18 protein-coding genes are annotated in these 18399 nt (G+C 56.4%); 11 read left to right on the top strand and 7 right to left on the bottom strand.

The window, feature by feature from the left end; all coding sequences use genetic code 11:
• Positions 1–545 precede the first annotated feature (545 nt).
• The gene (locus ACZ3HG_RS04340; protein ID WP_465331995.1) at positions 546–1349 is read left to right on the top strand and encodes a hypothetical protein; all 804 of its coding nucleotides are present in this window, start codon (positions 546–548) and stop codon (positions 1347–1349) included.
• Positions 1350–1426: 77 nt separating this feature from the next.
• Here the strand turns inward: ACZ3HG_RS04340 and ACZ3HG_RS04335 are convergent, their stop codons facing one another.
• Complete coding sequence (locus ACZ3HG_RS04335) at positions 1427–2299, bottom strand: MurR/RpiR family transcriptional regulator (protein WP_191932589.1); 873 nt, start codon at positions 2297–2299, stop codon at positions 1427–1429.
• A gap of 386 nt (positions 2300–2685) precedes the next feature.
• On the opposite strand from ACZ3HG_RS04335, the gene zwf reads away from it, so the two are divergent.
• Both zwf and ACZ3HG_RS04325 read left to right on the top strand, forming a co-directional pair.
• Entirely contained in the window at positions 2686–4161 is a 1476-nt protein-coding gene (gene zwf, locus ACZ3HG_RS04330) for a glucose-6-phosphate dehydrogenase (RefSeq protein ID WP_062746267.1), read from the top strand.
• 225 nt (positions 4162–4386) lie between these two features.
• On the top strand, positions 4387–5028 hold the full coding sequence (locus ACZ3HG_RS04325) for a bifunctional 4-hydroxy-2-oxoglutarate aldolase/2-dehydro-3-deoxy-phosphogluconate aldolase (RefSeq protein WP_191935805.1): 642 nt from the start codon (positions 4387–4389) through the stop codon (positions 5026–5028).
• A 41-nt stretch (positions 5029–5069) separates the two neighbouring features.
• Here the strand turns inward: ACZ3HG_RS04325 and purT are convergent, their stop codons facing one another.
• Positions 5070–6248 carry a formate-dependent phosphoribosylglycinamide formyltransferase gene (gene purT, locus ACZ3HG_RS04320; protein WP_465331991.1) on the bottom strand — a complete coding sequence of 393 codons (1179 nt, stop codon included), beginning with the start codon at positions 6246–6248 and terminating at the stop codon, positions 5070–5072.
• Positions 6249–6387: 139 nt separating this feature from the next.
• Between purT and ACZ3HG_RS04315 the strand changes: the two genes are divergently transcribed.
• Positions 6388–6693, top strand: a complete 306-nt coding sequence (locus tag ACZ3HG_RS04315; protein ID WP_191932586.1) for a YebG family protein — start codon at positions 6388–6390, stop codon at positions 6691–6693.
• Between the two features lie 103 nt (positions 6694–6796).
• Here ACZ3HG_RS04315 and ACZ3HG_RS04310 read toward each other — a convergent pair whose 3' ends face one another.
• Positions 6797–7618 (bottom strand): sugar phosphate isomerase/epimerase family protein, encoded by an 822-nt coding sequence (locus ACZ3HG_RS04310; RefSeq protein ID WP_465331989.1) that lies wholly within the window; start codon positions 7616–7618, stop codon positions 6797–6799.
• A 199-nt stretch (positions 7619–7817) separates the two neighbouring features.
• On the opposite strand from ACZ3HG_RS04310, the gene ACZ3HG_RS04305 reads away from it, so the two are divergent.
• A complete protein-coding gene (locus tag ACZ3HG_RS04305; protein ID WP_465331987.1) occupies positions 7818–8471 on the top strand; it encodes a tellurite resistance TerB family protein in 654 nt (217 codons plus the stop codon).
• Between the two features lie 128 nt (positions 8472–8599).
• Positions 8600–10657, top strand: coding sequence for a S9 family peptidase (locus ACZ3HG_RS04300; protein WP_465331985.1), 2058 nt, complete (start codon positions 8600–8602; stop codon positions 10655–10657).
• On the opposite strand, the gene exoX is transcribed toward ACZ3HG_RS04300, so the two are convergent.
• From exoX to ACZ3HG_RS04285, 3 genes are all read right to left on the bottom strand, one after another.
• Positions 10654–11319: an exodeoxyribonuclease X gene (exoX, locus tag ACZ3HG_RS04295; protein WP_062746249.1), complete on the bottom strand. Its 666-nt coding sequence runs from the start codon at positions 11317–11319 to the stop codon at positions 10654–10656. The two genes, ACZ3HG_RS04300 and exoX, sit on opposite strands and share 4 nt — an antisense overlap.
• A 12-nt stretch (positions 11320–11331) precedes the next feature.
• The gene (locus tag ACZ3HG_RS04290; protein ID WP_191935809.1) at positions 11332–12090 is read right to left on the bottom strand and encodes a carbon-nitrogen hydrolase family protein; all 759 of its coding nucleotides are present in this window, start codon (positions 12088–12090) and stop codon (positions 11332–11334) included.
• 67 nt (positions 12091–12157) lie between these two features.
• Entirely contained in the window at positions 12158–12388 is a 231-nt protein-coding gene (locus ACZ3HG_RS04285; protein ID WP_062746245.1) for a DNA polymerase III subunit theta, read from the bottom strand.
• A gap of 165 nt (positions 12389–12553) precedes the next feature.
• Here ACZ3HG_RS04285 and copC point away from each other — a divergent pair, with 165 nt between their 5' ends.
• The 4 genes from copC to ACZ3HG_RS04265 all read left to right on the top strand — a co-directional run bounded on the left by copC (position 12554) and on the right by ACZ3HG_RS04265 (position 15837).
• Positions 12554–12916: a copper homeostasis periplasmic binding protein CopC gene (copC, locus tag ACZ3HG_RS04280; RefSeq protein ID WP_191932581.1), complete on the top strand. Its 363-nt coding sequence runs from the start codon at positions 12554–12556 to the stop codon at positions 12914–12916.
• 1 nt (position 12917) lies between these two features.
• A complete protein-coding gene (gene copD / locus ACZ3HG_RS04275; RefSeq protein ID WP_465331981.1) occupies positions 12918–13796 on the top strand; it encodes a copper homeostasis membrane protein CopD in 879 nt (292 codons plus the stop codon).
• Between the two features lie 66 nt (positions 13797–13862).
• Positions 13863–14201, top strand: coding sequence for a YebY family protein (locus tag ACZ3HG_RS04270; RefSeq protein WP_118664022.1), 339 nt, complete (start codon positions 13863–13865; stop codon positions 14199–14201).
• Positions 14202–14796: 595 nt separating this feature from the next.
• Positions 14797–15837 (top strand): TIGR04086 family membrane protein, encoded by a 1041-nt coding sequence (locus ACZ3HG_RS04265; RefSeq protein ID WP_465331979.1) that lies wholly within the window; start codon positions 14797–14799, stop codon positions 15835–15837.
• A gap of 72 nt (positions 15838–15909) precedes the next feature.
• Here the strand turns inward: ACZ3HG_RS04265 and ACZ3HG_RS04260 are convergent, their stop codons facing one another.
• Positions 15910–16839, bottom strand: coding sequence for a LysR family transcriptional regulator (locus tag ACZ3HG_RS04260; protein WP_191932577.1), 930 nt, complete (start codon positions 16837–16839; stop codon positions 15910–15912).
• Between the two features lie 118 nt (positions 16840–16957).
• Here ACZ3HG_RS04260 and ACZ3HG_RS04255 point away from each other — a divergent pair, with 118 nt between their 5' ends.
• Positions 16958–18397 carry an NAD-dependent succinate-semialdehyde dehydrogenase gene (locus ACZ3HG_RS04255; protein WP_465331977.1) on the top strand — a complete coding sequence of 480 codons (1440 nt, stop codon included), beginning with the start codon at positions 16958–16960 and terminating at the stop codon, positions 18395–18397.
• Positions 18398–18399 lie beyond the last annotated feature (2 nt).

Here is an 18399-nt window from a genome sequence, read left to right as displayed (position 1 = left end):
GTCTGTCAGCTCTCTTGGGCACATAAGAGGATAAACAGGCGGGCTGACCACGGCAAGACACATGTCAGATTCCATCATGCCATAGCCGCACCTCATATCACAATCTGTCCGCTCGTTAAACAGAGAGCGTTTCAACCGTCATAACGATGATAAAAATTCTAACTTATGTGCCAAACATCTCTGGCCGGATGCTGGCGACTTGTGGATGCCTACATCGGTTTATCAAGTGAAAGCTGTAAATTTCAGACGGGATTGCGTCAAAAAAACCAGCATAACGTGCTTAACGTTATGAAAAAAAATAAGTGCTGAAGGGTTTTAATCTCTTTGATGCCCACTTTTATATTAGAGCTTTCAATATGGTATTTTTTTGATTTAATATGTCTCTTTCTGATTTGTATTTTCTCCATTATTTCATCCTGCGCCAGGCTAAACTTTAAGTGATTAAACGCTTTTCAGAAAAGCATTCAGCCTTTATGATTAACGAAGAAATATATTTATTCTGGGGCGTGTGTTTTAACTTAAAAGATTTTATCATTAGGTGATGTATGAATTTTAAAAGGTTTTTTTTAATTTTAATTATGATGATATTTTTTATTAAAGGTGCAGGTGCCGGGATGGTTCCTATCTATAATAATATGGATCATCGACTTGTTGAGAGTGAAGGATTGCACCGGGTCGCCTACGGGATGCCAACGTTTATTGACGTGGGGCCATGGACAGAGAGACCGCTGGGAAGTCGTGATTTTTTTCAAATGATGATTTTTAAAAACATAAACGGCAAGGAGGTTTCAAGCGGCAGAGGTACATTTGTTGCACAACCTAAAGATAACCCTGCTATGAAGACCGTCGGGGACCTGTTAGTTTACGGTGCCAATAAAGTATATGCAGATTCCCCAGGCGATTACGTTTTCTTCGGAACTCAGCCCAATGATGGTACTAACTACTGTATTGCTGCAACGGTATATTCATACGATCTGGTTCAATATACGTATGCCCCCGGAACCTGCCGGTATCTACCTGCATACCCCTCTGAATGTAAAATACTGACTTCCGAAATAGTGCTCGACCACAAAACGGTTGTGGTGGACAGAATGGCAGAGTCCATAGCGGAAAGTAATTTATGGGTTAACTGTACACTAAAAGGGACTGTTCAGTTTTCGTTAGCGGACAGAAAGACCACGCTGGATATTGGCGGTGGTACCTCCACCATTAGCATCAACAATAAGCCCCTGCTGAACTATATTGATGTGCAGGCGGGTGATAACTATTTGAAAATCACCTCTGAACTGAAAAATGTTCAGCCAGGTCAGTGGCAGTCGAGCGCTGTTCTGATAGTCAATGTCGTTTAGCTGTCGCAGACTCTGGATAACAAAGCGGGGCAACAGAGTTTGCCCCGCCGGTCTGCCATCAATAAGAAGATGTCATACTACGGACCAGCAAGGCGTGAGAGCGCGCTGTCTTTATCAAACCGGGACTCCCGCAGTGCCTCTTTCACCCGTTTGAGATTATCACGAAATTTTTCACCGCGACGCAGAGTAAAACCGGTGGCCAGCACGTCAATCAGCGTGAGCTGCGCCAGGCGGGAAACCATCGGCATATAAATATCGGTATCTTCAGGAACGTCCAGCGTTAGGGCTAAGGTTGCCTCACGGGCCAGAGGAGAGTCAGGGGAGGTGATGGCCAGCACGCTGGCATCATTTTCCCGCGCCATCATCGCCAGTTCAACCATACTTTTGGTCCGGCCGGTATGGGAAATAAGCACCATTACGTCGCCTTCTCCGCTATTCATACAGCTCATGCGCTGCATGACAATATCATCGGAATAGATCACCGGCACATTGAAACGAAAAAATTTATTCATTGCATCATGCGCCACGGCGGCAGAGGCCCCGAGGCCAAAGAAAGCGATTTTTTTCGACTGGGTCAGCAGGTCCACGGCGCGATTGACGGCACCAGTATCCAGGCCCTGCCTGACCCGATCCAGTCCGGCCATTGCCGATTCGAAAATTTTCCCGGAATATGACTCCACGGTGTCGTTTTGTTCGACGTGGCGGCTGACATAGGGCGTTCCGCTGGCGAGGCTCTGCGCCAGCTGCAGTTTAAAGTCCGGGAAGCCTTTCGTTTTCAGTCGGTGACAGAAACGGTTCACCGTCGGTTCACTGACCGCCGCTGTGCGGGCCAGCAGGGCAATACTGGAATGCATCGCCGTGGCAGGAGAACCGAGGATAACCTCGGCCACTTTCCGTTCTGACTTGCTCAGATTTTCCAGCTCTGCGTGGATTTTTTCCAGCATATTCATAGCGCTACCTGTTCATACATTCTGACGATTTCAATCAAAGGAGAAATCGATGTCATTTTGTAGAGAATATACAATGCACGACAGCCCGGGTGGCAGTAGCATAACGACATTCAATGACATTTATTGCCAGAGTTTGAGCTGTGTCTGATTTTCAGAATGGTAAGAACAGTAACAAAAATGACGAAAAATTACGCATAAACTGCTGGCCGACCGGGGAAGGTTGCCTCTAAATTAAGCACTGACTGAATACATTGTGCCGCAGCGGCTTCGTCTGGTTTACGCGGAGCAGGCAAAAGCAGTACATTGTATTGAAACAAAATTACAATAAGAGTCTGTCCGACTACGGAATTTCAGGGACAGGCTAATCCTGCAACGAGGAGAATGAAATGGCGGTTACACAAACAGCCCAGGCATGCGATCTGGTGATTTTCGGTGCCAAAGGCGATCTCGCGCGCCGGAAACTGTTGCCCTCACTGTACCAACTGGAAAAAGCCGGTCAGATTCATGAAGATTCCCGCATTATCGGCGTAGGTCGTGCCGAGTGGGATAAGGCTGCCTATACCAAAGTGGTACGCGAGGCACTGGAAACCTTTATGAAGGAGAAAATCGACGAAGCGCTGTGGGACAAACTCAGCAACCGCCTCGATTTCTGCAACCTGGATGTCAATGACAGCGGTCATTTCCCCCGCCTTGGTAAGATGCTTGACCAGAAGAAACGCGTCACCATTAACTACTTTGCGATGCCGCCAAGCACCTTTGGTGCAATCTGTAAAGGCCTGGGCCAGGCAAAGCTGAACGCCAGTCCGGCGCGTGTCGTGATGGAAAAACCACTGGGTACCTCGCTGGCCACCTCGCAGGAAATCAACGACCAGGTGGGTGAATACTTCGAAGAAAACCAGGTGTTCCGTATTGACCATTACCTGGGTAAAGAGACGGTGCTCAACCTGCTGGCACTGCGCTTTGCCAACTCCCTGTTCGCCTCCAACTGGGATAACCGCACCATTGACCACGTGCAGATCACCGTGGCGGAAGAAGTGGGTATCGAAGGCCGCTGGGGTTACTTTGACCAGGCCGGTCAGATGCGCGACATGATCCAGAACCACCTGTTGCAGGTACTGACCATGGTCGCCATGTCGCCACCGGCCGACCTGTCAGCAGATCGTATTCGTGACGAGAAGGTGAAAGTGCTGCGCTCCCTGCGCCGCATTGACCACACTAACGTGCGCGAAAAAACGGTGCGCGGTCAGTACACTTCCGGTTTTGTGCAGGGCAAAAAAGTGCCGGGCTATCTGGAAGAAGAGGGCGCGAATAAATCCAGCACCACGGAAAGCTTCGTCTCTATCCGCGTGGATATCGACGACTGGCGCTGGGCAGGGGTTCCTTTCTATCTGCGTACCGGCAAACGCCTGCCGGCCAAGTGCTCAGAAGTCGTGGTTTATTTCAAAAACCCGGCGCTGAACCTGTTTAAAGAAACCTGGCAGGAACTGCCACAGAACAAACTGACTATTCGTCTGCAGCCGGATGAAGGCATGGACATTCAGATCCTCAACAAAGTGCCAGGGCTGGATCACAAACACAATCTGCAAACCACTAAGCTGGATCTGAGCTTCTCCGAAACCTTCAATCAGTCACATCTGGCAGATGCCTACGAGCGGCTGCTGCTGGAAACGATGCGCGGTATTCAGGCGCTGTTCGTGCGTCGTGATGAAGTGGAAGAAGCCTGGAAGTGGGTCGACTCCATCATGGATGCGTGGGCATCGGATAAAGAGCCACCGAAGCCTTATCAGGCGGGCACCTGGGGGCCGGTGGCCTCCGTGGCCATGATCACCAGGGACGGTCGCTCGTGGAATGAAATCGAGTAATCCGCTCTGACAGAAGAAACCCGCTACGGCGGGTTTTTTTTATGAGCAAAATAGCGATTTATAAAAATTGAACCTGCATTTTAAAAAAGACAAGGATGACATGGACGCTCGCGGGGGTTCTCCTGTATGGTAGAGGACGCAATCACTTCCTGACGCCAGGCGCGTCACTTTTGCCTGCTACGCTCCGCCAGGACGGAAGGCAGGCCAGACAGGAGAACGTCGTTGATGAGTAACTGGAAAACAAGCGCTGAACAGATTCTGAAAACCGGCCCGGTCGTGCCGGTTATCGTGGTCAACAAACTCGAACACGCGGTGCCGATGGCGAAAGCGCTGGTGGCAGGCGGGGTGCGCGTACTGGAAGTCACTCTGCGCACACCCTGCGCGATGGATGCACTGAAAGCGATGATCAGAGAAGTGCCGGAAGCCATTGTCGGGGCAGGAACGGTGCTTAACGCGCAGCAGCTGAAAGAAGTGACCGACGCCGGAGCGCAGTTCATTATCAGCCCGGGCCTGACCGAGCCGCTGCTCAGAGCGGCCGTGGACGGTTCTGTCCCGCTGATCCCGGGTATCAGTACCGTGTCGGAATTGATGACCGGGCTCGATTATGGCCTGCGCGAGTTTAAATTCTTCCCGGCAGAAGCCAACGGCGGTGTGAAAGCGCTTCAGGCGATTGGCGGTCCTTTCCCGCAGGTGCGTTTCTGCCCCACAGGCGGCATCTCGCCGGCCAACTACCGTGACTATCTGGCGCTGAAAAGTGTGCTGTGCATTGGCGGATCGTGGCTGGTACCGGCAGACGCACTGGAAGCGGGGGATTACGATCGTATTACCCGCCTGGCGCAGGAAGCGGTGGCAGGCGCCACGCGTTAAATGAGCAGGGGCGGCTCACCCGCCCCTGAATAGCCTGCAGATTACCCGCTGACCGAGACGCTGGCGGCGGCATCAATAGCGCGCTGAACCGCATCATCAATATCGCTGCCGGTGGCCAGCGCCACGCCAAGACGACGTTTCCCCTGAATGTCTGGCTTACCGAACAGACGCAGCTGTAACCCGGCCCCCAGCGCGGCCGAAAGATTAGCAAAGCGGACGTTATTGCTTTCCAGCTCGGGCAGGATCACCGCAGAGGCCGCCGGACCGTACTGACGGATAGCGCCGACCGGCAGACCGAGGAAGGCGCGCACGTGCAGGGCAAATTCCGACACGTCCTGCGAGATCAGTGTCACCATGCCGGTATCGTGCGGGCGGGGGGAGACTTCACTGAACACCACTTCATCGCCACAGACAAACAGCTCAACGCCAAACAGGCCGCGTCCACCCAGGGCCTCTACCACGTTGCGGGCGATATCCTGTGCGCGCTGCAGGGCGAGATCGCTCATCTGCTGGGGCTGCCACGACTCCCGGTAGTCACCGTCTTCCTGACGATGCCCGATGGGCGCACAGAAGTGGATGCCGTCCACCGCGCTGATAGTCAGCAGGGTAATTTCAAAATCAAACTTCACCACGCCCTCGACGATCACGCGTCCGGCACCGGCCCGGCCCCCCTGTTGGGCATAATCCCAGGCGGCGTCCAGCTGAGAGGCCTCACGGATAAAGCTCTGGCCTTTGCCAGACGAACTCATTACCGGCTTAACGATGCACGGCAGCCCAATCTCCTCTGCTGCGGCCAGGAAAGCCTCGCGGCTGTCGGCGAAGCGGTAGCTGGAGGTCGGGAGCGCCAGCTCTTCTGCCGCCAGACGACGGATGCCTTCACGGTTCATGGTCAGCTTTGCCGCGCGGGCGGTGGGCACGACGTGCTGGCCCTGCTCCTCCAGTTCCACCAGCATATCGGTGGCGATAGCTTCAATTTCCGGGACCACAAAGTGGGGTTTTTCCCGGGCGATGAGCTCGGCCAGGGCGGCACCATCCAGCATATTGATCACATGGCTACGGTGGGCAACGTGCATGGCCGGGGCGTCGGCATAGCGATCCACGGCAATCACTTCCACACCCAGACGCTGGCATTCCAGCGCCACTTCTTTGCCCAGCTCACCCGATCCTAACAGCATTACACGGGTGGCATCAGGACGCAGTGCTGTTCCAAGAATTGTCATAATCGATACCTGAAGGGATTGAAAAAATCGGCCGCAGTATAAACGAAAACGTTTGCGTCCGCATCCCGCAGTTTAGGGTTGAGTCAGAAAAGCGGCGCTGGTATACTGTATAAAAATACAGTTAAACAGGACGAAAATCATGGCTGTTGAAATCAAGTACGTTGTCGTCAGAAAAGGTGAGGAAAAGATGACATTTGCCAGCAAAAAAGAAGCGGATGCTTACGACAAGATGCTCGACCTGGCAGAAGTCTTCGCCGACTGGCTGATCGCCAGCAAGCTGGAAATGGAAGAGCAGCAGGGTGAGGCACTCGGCCTGTTTATGGCAGAAAACAAAGATGCCCTGCAGCAGATCCTGCGCAGCGGAAAGCTGCCCGAAGAAAACAGCGCTGCGGACGACAGTGAAGATAGCGCCGAAGGCAAGCTGCGGGCGGTCAAATCGGCCTGATCGCCACCCATTGCGACAAATCTATCCCTGTGGAGTGGCTGACCTTTATTTTCGGTCAGCCTTCCTGATGTTTTTTCGCTGCCCACCTGATGCTTAAGTGCAGTTACCCTCCCTGCAATAAATGCCGTAACGATGCCATCGCCGCGTCTGCCGTCTGTGCCGGACAGGCCGCCTGACGGGCATCGTTAAACACCTCCAGCCCAAGCGGTCCCTGATAGCCGATCTGCTGCAAATGCCGCAATAATGCCTTCAGGGGGTAGTGTCCTTCACCGGGTAACAGGCGCTGATGACGGGCGGTATCGACCAGCTGATGTGCATCCGGCTGCCAGTCAAGGTCTGAGAGCTGTACCAGAAAGATCTTTTCTGCCGGTATTCCCGCCAGGTCTGCCAGAGTTCTCTGCCGTACAAACAGGTGAAACGCATCCACCACCAGCCCCAGATTCGCCGCGTCAATCTTCCGCACGCGCTGCCATGCTTCGGCGGGATTAGTGACGTGACGACTCCAGGCCATCGCTTCATAGGCAATACGCAGGTCATGCTCTGCCGCCTTCCGGGTCAGCCAGCGCAGATCCTCGTCAATGCGTTCTGCGCAACAGTGCGGGTGCGTCGAGGCGGGGACCAGCAGCGTCGTGGCACCCAGATGCTGCGCCGTCTTCATCATCGTCAGGGCTTCCCGGCGCTTATCATCGCGCAGGTCGTCAGGGGCACCGTCAAAGTCCAGCAGGACCTGATAGTCTGTCAGCCCCAGCGGCAGTGCCCGGCACAAACCGGCCAGCGCGTGGGCCCCCCCGGGGGCATTTTCCTCATCCTGCTGCCACAGCTCCACCTGGTCGAAGCCGGCCAGAGCCGCCGCCCGCAGTTTCTCTTCGCTGCTGCCGCCGAGCAGGACGGTATTAATAAATAACGGGTTTGCTGAAAATGACATGGTTGCCGTTTCTCCTCTGCGGTTGATGCCGTTTCAGGGTAGGTGCGTTGGGCTGTTTTAACAAATCATCCGCCTGAATGCGGACAAAAACGGCTCATGCAGCGCGGGATAACGGGAAATTTTACAGCCTTTGCATCGTTTGACGTTTCCTGACGTGGGCTGTTCTATTGTGGTGCTTTCTGGCAAACAAGGACTGACTATGAGCAACTGGCTGCAACAGATCCAGACGGTATTAGGTAAAGCAGGTAAATCTTCTGGCGGCGGAGAAGGGCTGAGTAAAATGCTGGCTCCCGGCGCACTCGGCGGGCTGGCAGGGTTGTTAATTGCCAGCAAGTCCTCACGCAATCTGCTGATGAAGTACGGCAAAAATGCTGTCATCGTCGGTGGCGGCGCGGCCGCAGGCGCACTGCTGTGGAATAAATACAAGCAGCGCGTTAGCGAAACGCATCAGGATCAGCCTGATTTCGGCCAGCAGAGCTCGCCGGTGGACCGCCGGGCAGAGCGGCTGATCGAGGCGCTGGTGTTTGCCGCCAAAAGTGACGGACACATCGACAGCGACGAGCGTAAAGCCATTGATGAGCATATTCGTCAGTCCGGACTGGGGGCGCAGGGTGAGCAGCTGGTGCAGCGTGCCATCGATTCTCCGCTCGATCCACACAAGCTGGCCGTGGACGTAAAAAACGAAGAAGAGGCGCTGGAGGTCTATTTCCTTAGCAATCTGGTGATCGACGTCGACCACTTTATGGAGCGCAGTTATCTGCAGGCGTTGGGGGATGCGTTAAAAATTCCTCAGGACGTGCGCCAGTCGATTGAAACGGATATCCGTGCTGAGAAACAAAAACTTCCCGCCTGATCCGTACGCGGACGGTTAACGTCGTCCGCGTAGCCCCCCTAAAAATTGTGGCCAGTCTCGATAACTGCTTGGCAATCAGCGCGCTTGCTGCCAACCTTACAGACAGGCACAGCAACAGCGAAGAGACCATGACACCTCCACAAGCGAAAAAAATCCCCCATACCCTGTCATTGCACGGCGATACACGAACTGACCACTACTACTGGCTGCGCGACGACGAGCGTGAAGATCCTGAGGTGCTGGCCTACCTGCGCGAAGAGAACGCCTTCTGTGAACAGCAGCTGCAGCCGCAGAAGACACTGCAGGCTGAGTTGCTGCAGGAGATTATCGATCGCATTCCGGCGCGTGACCACTCGGTGCCTTATGTTAAGCGCGGCTACCGCTATCAGAGCCGCTATGAAGAGGGCAATGAGTACACTATTTACGCCCGCCAGCCTGCCGAAACGACCACGCCTGAGCAGTGGGATACGCTGCTTGATGGTAATCTGCGGGCGGAGGGACACGAGTTCTATACCCTCGGCGGCGTGGCCATCAGCCCGGATAATCAGATCATGGCAGTGGCGGAAGATTTTCTCTCGCGTCGGGTATACGGCATTCGGCTGTGTAATCTGCAAAGCGGGGAATGGTATCCGGAGGTGCTGGAAGGGGTTGCCTCCGCAATGGCGTGGGCCAGTGATTCGCATACCCTCTACTATGTGCTGAAGGACAAACAGACGCTGCTGCCTTACCAGGTCTGGCGGCATACGCTGGGTACGCCGCAGCAGCAGGACCAGCTGGTCTATGAAGAGCAGGATGACACCTTTTACGTCAGCGTCTATAAAACCACGTCAGAAGCGTACGTGGCGATTGCCCTTGGCAGCAGCACCACCAGCGAGATCCTGCTGCTGGATGCGGCACAGGCCGATGCACAACCCCGTCTGTTCTGTGCGCGGCGTAAAGATCATGAGTACAGCGTTGACCACTACCAGGATCACTTTTACGTGCGTTCCAACCGTGAGGGCAAGAACTTCGGGCTGTACCGCACCGACACGGTGGAAGAGCATGAGTGGCAGGCGGTGATTGCGCCACGCGACACCGTGGTGCTGGAAGGCTATACGCTGTTCCGTGACTGGCTGGTGGTGGAAGAGCGTGAGCAGGGGTTGACCCGGCTGCGCCAGATTAGCTGGGCGAGTGGAGAAAGCCGCAGTATCGCCTTTGATGATCCTGCCTATGTCACCTGGATTGGTCATAATCCGACGCCCGACAGCAGCAAGGTGCGCTATGGCTATTCTTCCATGACCACCCCGGATACGCTGTTTGAACTGGATCTGGACAGCGGTGAACGTGAGGTGATGAAGCAGACCGAGGTTAAAGGCTTTGATGCCAGCGCCTATCGCAGTGAACGCCACTGGATCACCATGCGGGACGGCGTGGACGTACCGGTATCACTGGTTTACCGTAAGGATCGCTATCTGCCGGGGACGAACCCGCTACTGGTCTATGGCTATGGGTCCTACGGCAGCAGTATGGATGCCGATTTCAGCGCCAGCCGCCTCAGCCTGCTGGATCGTGGCTTTGTTTTCGCACTGACCCATATTCGCGGCGGCGGTGAGATGGGACAGCAGTGGTACGATGATGGCCGCCTGCTCAACAAGATGAACACCTTCCACGACTTTATCGATATCACCGATGTACTGATCGAAAGGCAGTACGGTGACCCGGAAAAACTGTACGCGATGGGCGGAAGCGCGGGTGGCCTGCTGATGGGCGCGGTGTTGAATATGGCCCCGGCGCGTTTTCGCGGCGTTGTCGCTCAGGTACCGTTTGTTGACGTGGTCACCACGATGCTGGATGAAAGTATTCCGCTAACCACCGGCGAATATGACGAGTGGGGCAACCCGGCGGAGGAGCAGTATTATCACTACATCAAGCAGTACAGCCCCTATGACAACGTCACGGCGCAGGACTATCCACATCTGCTGGTTACCACCGGCCTGCATGACTCCCAGGTACAGTACTGGGAACCAGCAAAATGGGTGGCAAAACTGCGGGAACTGAAAACCGATGACCATCTGCTGCTGCTGCATACCGACATGGATGCCGGGCACGGCGGTAAATCAGGGCGTTTCAAAGCCTATGAAGGAGTGGCGCTGGAATATGCGTTTCTGATCGCGCTGGCAACCGGCCTGCTGCCGGCAACCGCTTAATCTACCGCGCTTAACGCCCGCTGCATCGCGCTGCGTAAGTCGGGTTTCAGATCCGGGATGTTTTTTAACATCCACTTTAAGTATCCCGGGTCTGACTTCGCCACATCATCCACTTTCTGCCCGCGATATTTCCCGAACGGGAACGTATTGAACGATCCCTTGACGTTTATCCGGCGGATCATTTCCGGCGCATCCCAGCCGCTAAACGACATAATACGGATCAGCAGCGCGGCGGTGACATAACAGTCGTACAGGGCCCGGTGTGCGTGCAGGTCGGCAGGCGGGGTAACCTCCAGCTGGAGTGCCTCGCGCAGGGCCTGGTTACTGTATTTCAGACCCGGCCACAGGCGGCGGGAGAGGGCCATGGTGCAGATCCATTCCCCGTGCATTTCCGGCAGCATACGCCGGTCGAAGCTGGCATTATGTGCGACGTAATAGGGGCTGCCGTGATAACGGCTGATGGCCTGTTCAATCGTCGGTTTGCCCCGCACCATCGCTTCCGTAATCTTATGTACCGCCATCGCCTGATGACTGATAGGCCGGTCGGGTGAGATCAGATCGCTCATCGGATTGACGATCTGCCCGGCGATCACATCCACCGATGCCACCTCGACAATCCCCCCCTGCAGGCCGCAGGTTTCCGTGTCTATCACGCGTAACATAATTTCTCCCGTTTACAGAACCGACGGGCAGGGTAACGAATGCGCCTCCCCTTGCCAATGATTACCGTCACGGCGGGCGATAATCAGCTGCTCTCCCTCGCCACCCCGGATCACCTGGCGTCCCTGCGCGTCCCAGAAGGCACTTTTCCCGGCGCACTGATAACCACCCGTAGGCCACGCGTGGTTTGCCATCAGTACCGCCATTTTATACTCCCGTGACCAGCGGGCCAGATGTCCGCAGTCGGTGTCATACCCCTTTTCCGAGACCAGCACGCTGGTGGCATAGAGGTCGGCACCGCGTACCGAGGCATCCCGGGCAAACTCTTCAACGCTGATATCGGCACAGATGGCCATGGCAACCTGATGATGCTGATAGCCAAAAATCGGCACCGTATTACCGGGGGTGAAAATCTCTTTTTCCGGGCCAAAAAGGTTGCGTTTGCTGTAGGCAATGCGGGTACCATCCGGCAGGAAGGTCAGGGCGGAGAGACGTACGTTATCGCCTGCCTTTAACGGCAGCCCGATGCTGATCCCCATCTGATGATCCTGCGCCGCAGCGGCAAAAGGGTGCAGCAGCGCATCGTCCACCGACAGGGCCAGGTCGGCCACCAGCGGAAGCTCGTAGCCCGTCAGGGAGAGTTCGGGAAACATCAACAGGTCAACCCCCTGGGTGGCAGCCTGCTCAACGAAATCAAGATGATGCCGGATATTCCAGGACAGGTCACCCGGCCGGGAACCTGACTGTGCTGCTGCGATAGTCCACTGGGCCATAAAAGCTCACCGTTAAAGGGATGATTAATGCCTTATCTCAACCGAAGCGGCAATAAAACACAAGTCACTATTTTGGCTTCGGTTCATACGGCAGACGTGAGAGGGACAGCGAGGCCTGGCGATAGTGGGTTAACCGTTCACGAAACCAGTCATGCAGCGCTTCGGGCTGCTCGCGCAGCACCATTTCCGCGATAACCGGCATATTGTAGCGCTCTTTAAATGCGACACCCGCGGCGGCCAGATCGACGTTGACCTTGTCTTTTTCGTCCTGCGGCAGCGTGGCCAGATTGTAGCTCATGGTTTTCTCCCCCTGTTAAGGGGCAAAAAATAATGCAGAAGGCACGGATTAGCAAGCCCGGCGAGCCATTGATCGTCGCTCTCACCTCGACACCCGTTTTTAAGCGGGGTATCCTTTCGGCCTCAGCAGCCAGGGGCTGCGTCCCGCTAAGGAACATTGCGACATATGCGACACTTCTTCAGGGTTTCCGGCGTACTGATCGCCGCACTTTTTGCCCAGCAGGCTTCTGCCCACGCCCATCTGAAAAGCCAGTATACGGCGGTCAATCCGGCCGGCAGTGAATGGCCCGAATCGCTGACCATCATGTTCAGCGAAGATATTGAACCGGCGTTCAGTGGGGTAGAGGTCAGCCGCACGGACAAACAGCCCGTTGAGCAGCTTAAAGCCGCGCGCGACGCGCAACAGCACAACACCCTGCGCGTGCAGTTTAAGCAGCCGCTTTCCCGCGGGGAATATGCGGTGAAGTGGCATGTGCTGTCGGTGGACGGCCATAAAACGAAAGGGAATTACACCTTTAGCGTGAAATAAGATGGCGCTGACCAGCTTCTATATTCTGTGCCGCTGGCTGCACTTTGCTGCACTGATGTCGCTGGCCGGAGCAGCGATATACATCGCGTGGTTGGCCCCGGAGCGTTACCGGACCCGCCTGGCGCAGCGGCTGATGCCGTCAGCCATCGTCGCCTGCTGGCTGGCGCTGCTGAGTGCGGTGCTGCTGCTGGCAGCACAGACCGGTCAGATGGGCGACGGCTGGCAGGATACGCTGGATCCCGACGTCTGGTTGGCCGTCCTGCAGACGCAGTTTGGCCGCATCTGGCAGGGGCAGCTGGCCCTGGCGCTGCTTGGCTGCCTGAGCCTGACGTTACAGGGGGAGCCACGCCAGCGTACGCTGCTGATCTGCGCGCTGTTTCAGCTTGCCGGGCTGGCTTTTACCGGTCACGCGGCGATGCTGGACGGCTGGAGCGGCCTGTTTCAGCGCGTGAATCAGGTGGTGCATCTGCTCAGTGCCGCCTTCTGGGCAGGCGGGCTGCTGCCGCTGATTATCCTGATGCGCGACGCACAAAGCCCGGGGCAGCGTTACGATGCCGTAGTGACCATGATGCGCTTTTCGCGTTACGGGCACCTGGCCGTCACGCTGGTGGTGGTCAGCGGCGCGATCAACGCGCTGCTGCTGTTAGGCTGGCCGCCTGCCAGCTTCCGGCTTTACAGCCAGCTGCTGGTGGTGAAAACCCTGCTGGTCGGCGCGATGGTCGCGATTGCCCTTTATAACCGCTACTGCCTGGTGCCGCGCTTTCAGCGCAGTGCGGGTGGGGCGGAGCAGCGGTTTATCACCAGCACGCTGGTGGAGGTTGGCCTGGCGGCGGCGGTACTGCTGGTGGTGGGGGTGTTTGCCACGCTGGAGCCTGCCTGAGTGTGGCAATGGCCCGACACGTTATTCCTGTTCAGTAAGTGATTTATCGTTTGAGGTATTAACAAAATGAAAAAGTTGGCATTTTTATGCATCGCTCTCGGCATCAGCGGCAGTGCCGCAGCCGGTATTGAAACCGTTAGCCGTTTTGATATGGGCAAAGATAACTGGCCGTTCGTGCGTGAAGAGATGATGCTGAGCTGTGAAAAAGGGAACGTGCTGCTGGCGATTAATGACGGCACGCTGGTGCAGTATCCGCTTAACGCCGCCGCAGAAGAGAAGGTGAAATCCGGGCAGATTAAAGCGGGATTCCCGATTGAAAAAATCCTTGCGGATGATCCGGCCAACCCGGGACATAAAAAGAGCCTGGCCCCGATCGTGGCCCGTGCGGAAAAGCTCTGTCGCTGACCGCCCTGAGCAGGCATCTCCCACAGGAGGTGCCTGCGACCCGTTGGCATTCCCTACGCTGAACCCCGCCTGTCCGTTTCTGCCGCCGCGATCACAACGCTGATAATCCGTCCCCCGGTTGGGCCGCCTGCCGCTGGAAAAGCCCTGCGTCTGGTCTATCTTTTAAAGTGCAAGGCGAATCGCCTGCAATAATGCCAACTTTTAGCGCACGGCTCTGAAAAGAGCCATTTCCCTGGACCAAAGACAGGAATCGTCTTTGGTCTTTTTTTATATCATCCCCACCCTAAATAGCTTTATTCATTTCTCAATGCTTCAGTTTTATTCATATTGCGTAATGCGGGTTTCTGCTCTACGCAATAGCGGTATTTAAAATACGGCTTTAACTTACCCGAAAGATAATGCACGCGTCTTTTTAGGGGTGATTTTTTTGTTGTAAATGAAAAGGGCAAAGGTGTTACAAATATCTCTCTGCTAACTGACTGATGCCTATCAGTTTGGTTATTTATTTTTTTAATACCGCCATTAGTCTGAACTGCCACCTATACTCAAAACGCAAACGGTAATAATTCCTGTAATTTCAGACTGGAGTATAAAAATGGAACTGAGAAAAGAGCTGGCGCTCACCAAACGTGTTTCGTGGGGAAGTATTATTGCCGGTGTGGTAACGGCGATGGCGATCTCTCTTCTTTTAACCATGCTGGGCACCAGCCTGGGTTTATCCATGCTGTCGCCTAAGTCGGATGACATAGTCAATGGTGCCGACACGGCGGTATTAGCCTGGTCTGTTATCGGCGTGGTGATCAGTCTGGCGTGCGCCGGCTTTATTACCGGCCGTCTGGCCGGCACGGACGGGGCCATTCACGGCTTCCTTATCTGGGCTACGTCCCTGCTGGTGGCCACGGTACTGGGCTTTGCCGCCGTAGGCGGGATCCTGAATACGGCCGGAAGCGCTGTGGGCAGCGTGGCGTCAGCCACCGGCAGCCTGGCCAGCGGATTGGGCAGCGTGGCGGGTCAGGCCGCACAGGGGGCTGCCAGCATCGGACAGAATATTTATGGTGATCTTGGCCTGGATACCAAACTCAGCCCGGATAATGCCGACGACCAGGTTATTCAGGCTCTGAAAAAAAGCGGTATTAAAGAGCTGCAGCCGGAATATCTGCAGACCCAGCTGGAAGAAGCGGGTAAAGATGTCGCCAGCGCGGTAAAAAACCTGGCGGTGAATCCTGATAACAGCGATGCCGTTATTAAGGGGTTAACGGATAAACTTAAAGGCCGTGCGGAAACCCTTAGCCAGGCGATTGATAAAAATGAGGTGAAGCAGGCGCTGGTGCAGAATACCAGCATGACGCCTGAAGAAGCGGATAAAGCCGTCGAAAACTTTATTCAGACCCGCGATAAAACCGTACAGGAAGTGAATCAGCGCCTGTCGCAGTTAGAAAAGAATGTGAACGACGCGAAAGTGAAATACGCAGAGTTTAAAGAAAAAGCCAAAGAGAAAGCCGATGCCGCCGCTAAGGCCGGCGCGAAAATTGCACTCTGGTCCTTCATCGGATTATTAATTGGCGCGATTGTCAGTACGCTGAGTGGTTTCTGGGGCGTCAATACGCATCCTGAATACCGTAAAGTCAGAGCCTGATCATTACGCGCTTAAAAGGCCCCATCGGAGGCCTTTTTCATTGGCGGGCCTGCAGAACCGCGCACCTGGCACTCAGCGGTCGGCCCCGGTTGACCATATGGCGGGCTGGCCGATAAAGGTCCGCAGTGCATTCATAAACAGGCTCACCCGCGCCGGCGGGTTTCTCAGCGCCCGCAGGGCGTGGATGCCGGTCACCGCAGCCGGCTGCTGTGACCACGCCGGACAAAGCTGGGTCAGTAATCCCGCCCGGATATCTTCGCCGGCAACCCAGTCCGGCAGGTAGGCAATGCCCATGCCTTCTACTGCCGCCAGGCGCATGGCCTCAAAATCATCGCAGCCAAAGACCGGCGGGGTAGGCTGGCTGCGCGCCGGATGCCCCAGCACGTCTGCCCACCCCAGAAGATCGGCCCCGTGCAGCTTATCGATAAGGCGGTGGGCGGCGATCTCAGACAGCGCCCGGGGTGTCCCCGCCTGGGTCAGGTAGGCCGGGCTGGCACAGAGTACCCGGGTCTGCTGCGCGATGCGCGTGGCAATCAGCGTGCTGTCGGGCATATCACCAATGCGGATCACCACGTCAAGCCGCTCGGCCACCGGATCAGCAATGCGCTCGGTCAGATCCAGCTCTACGCTCAGCTCAGGGTACTGACGCATAAGCTGGCCCATCACCGGCAGCACGTAGCGCTTGCCGAACGTCGGGTAGCAGGCCACCCGCAGGATGCCGGTGACCTCGCCCTTCATGGAGGCCAGCTCCTGCCGGGCATCCTCCAGAGAATCGAGGATCTGCCGGGCACGGATCAGCAGCGCTTCCCCGGCATCGGTCAGCGTCAGGTGGCGGGTAGAGCGCAGGAACAGCGGTGTTTCAAGATAGGATTCCAGCGCGTCAATCTGACGCCCGATGGATGAGGGCGTCCGTCCGCGACGGCGTCCTGCGCCGGAAAAGCTGCTCTCACGCGCCACGTCGACAAATACGCCTAAAAACTCAGCAAATTTTTCTGACTGCATCTGTGCATTCTTTGCATAGCGGTTGTGGGTGAGGGCTATCTTATCAGTAATCCACTTCCCCCTTAAGCTTCTCCTCATCAGCCAGACACTCCCGCAAACGCCTGAGAGGAACAATAACATGCAGACCCACGCTTACGATCCGCTTTATCTTTTCATTAACGGCCAGTGGTTAACCGCCGGGGCCCGCGATACGTCAGCAGTGATTAATCCCGCCAGCGGTCAGACGCTGGGTCACCTGCCAATGGCGACCCGCGACGATCTCAGCCTGGCGCTGACCGTGGCAGAGCAGAGCTTTACCGTCTGGCGTCACACCGTCCCGGAAGAGCGTGCCCGTATCATGAAAAAAGCCGCTGCGCTGATGCGCGACCGGGCAGAGCACATTGCGATGCAGATGACCCTGGAGGAGGGAAAACCGCTGGCGGAAAGCCGGGATGAAGTCGAGCGTGCGGCCGATTACTTTGAATGGTTCGCTGAAGAGGCACGCCGCATTGACGGCCGCGTCGTTCCGGCCAACCGCCCCGGTGTGCAGCAGCTGGTCACCCGGCAGGCTATCGGACCCGTGGCGGCCTTTACGCCGTGGAATTTCCCGGCCATCACCCCGGCCCGCAAGCTGTCTGCGGCGCTGGCGGCGGGCTGTAGCGTGATCCTGAAGCCGGGGGAGGAGAGTCCGGCCACGGCGCTGGCGCTGGCCCGCTGCCTGGATGATGCGGGACTGCCTGCTGGCGTACTGCAGATCGTGTTTGGCGTACCGGATACCGTCTCTGCCACGCTGATCGCCTCGCCGGTGATCCGTAAGGTGGCTTTTACCGGCTCGGTACCCGTGGGCCGTCTGCTGTCTGAGCGGGCCGCAGCGGGGGTCAAACCTGTTTCACTGGAGCTGGGCGGCCACGGCCCGGTGCTGGTGTTTGCCGACGCGGATATCGACGCGGCTGCGGAAAACGGTGCGGCAAACCGCTTTCGCGGGACCGGGCAGATCTGTATCTCCTCAACCCGCTTTCTGATCCAGCGTGCGGCCTACGACCGCTTTGTCGGGCGCTTTGTGGCGGTGACGGAGGGCCTGATTGTCGGCGACGGTACGGCGGCGGCGACCCAGGTGGGCCCGCTGGCCAGTGCGCGTCAGCTGGAAAAAATGGCCTCACTGGTCGCGGACGCGGTGGCTAAAGGGGCGGTGGTGCTGACTGGCGGCCAGCGAATTGACCGCCCAGGCTTCTTCTTCGCCCCCACCGTGCTGGCGAATGTGCCGATGAGCGCGCGCATCATGCATGAAGAGCCCTTTGGCCCGATTGCCATCGTGCGCCCCTTTGACCAGCTTGAGGACGGGCTGGAGGAAGCCAACCGGCTGCCCTATGCGCTGTCGGCCTATGCCTTTACCACCGATGCGCGCACCGCACTTGACGTCGGCCAGCGGCTGGAAGCCGGCATGATTGGCATTAACCAGTATCGCATTGTCGCCACCGAGCTGCCCTTTGGCGGGATGAAAGAGAGCGGCCACGGCTCTGAAGGCGGACGCGAGGGCATTGCTGCTTACCTGACCACGAAATTTATCAGCCAGATCTGAAT

Source organism: Erwinia sp. PME.40.26/001 (genome assembly GCF_055556675.1).
Note: the sequence above shows the minus strand (reverse complement) of the source record. Positions and strands in the feature narration are given on the sequence as shown.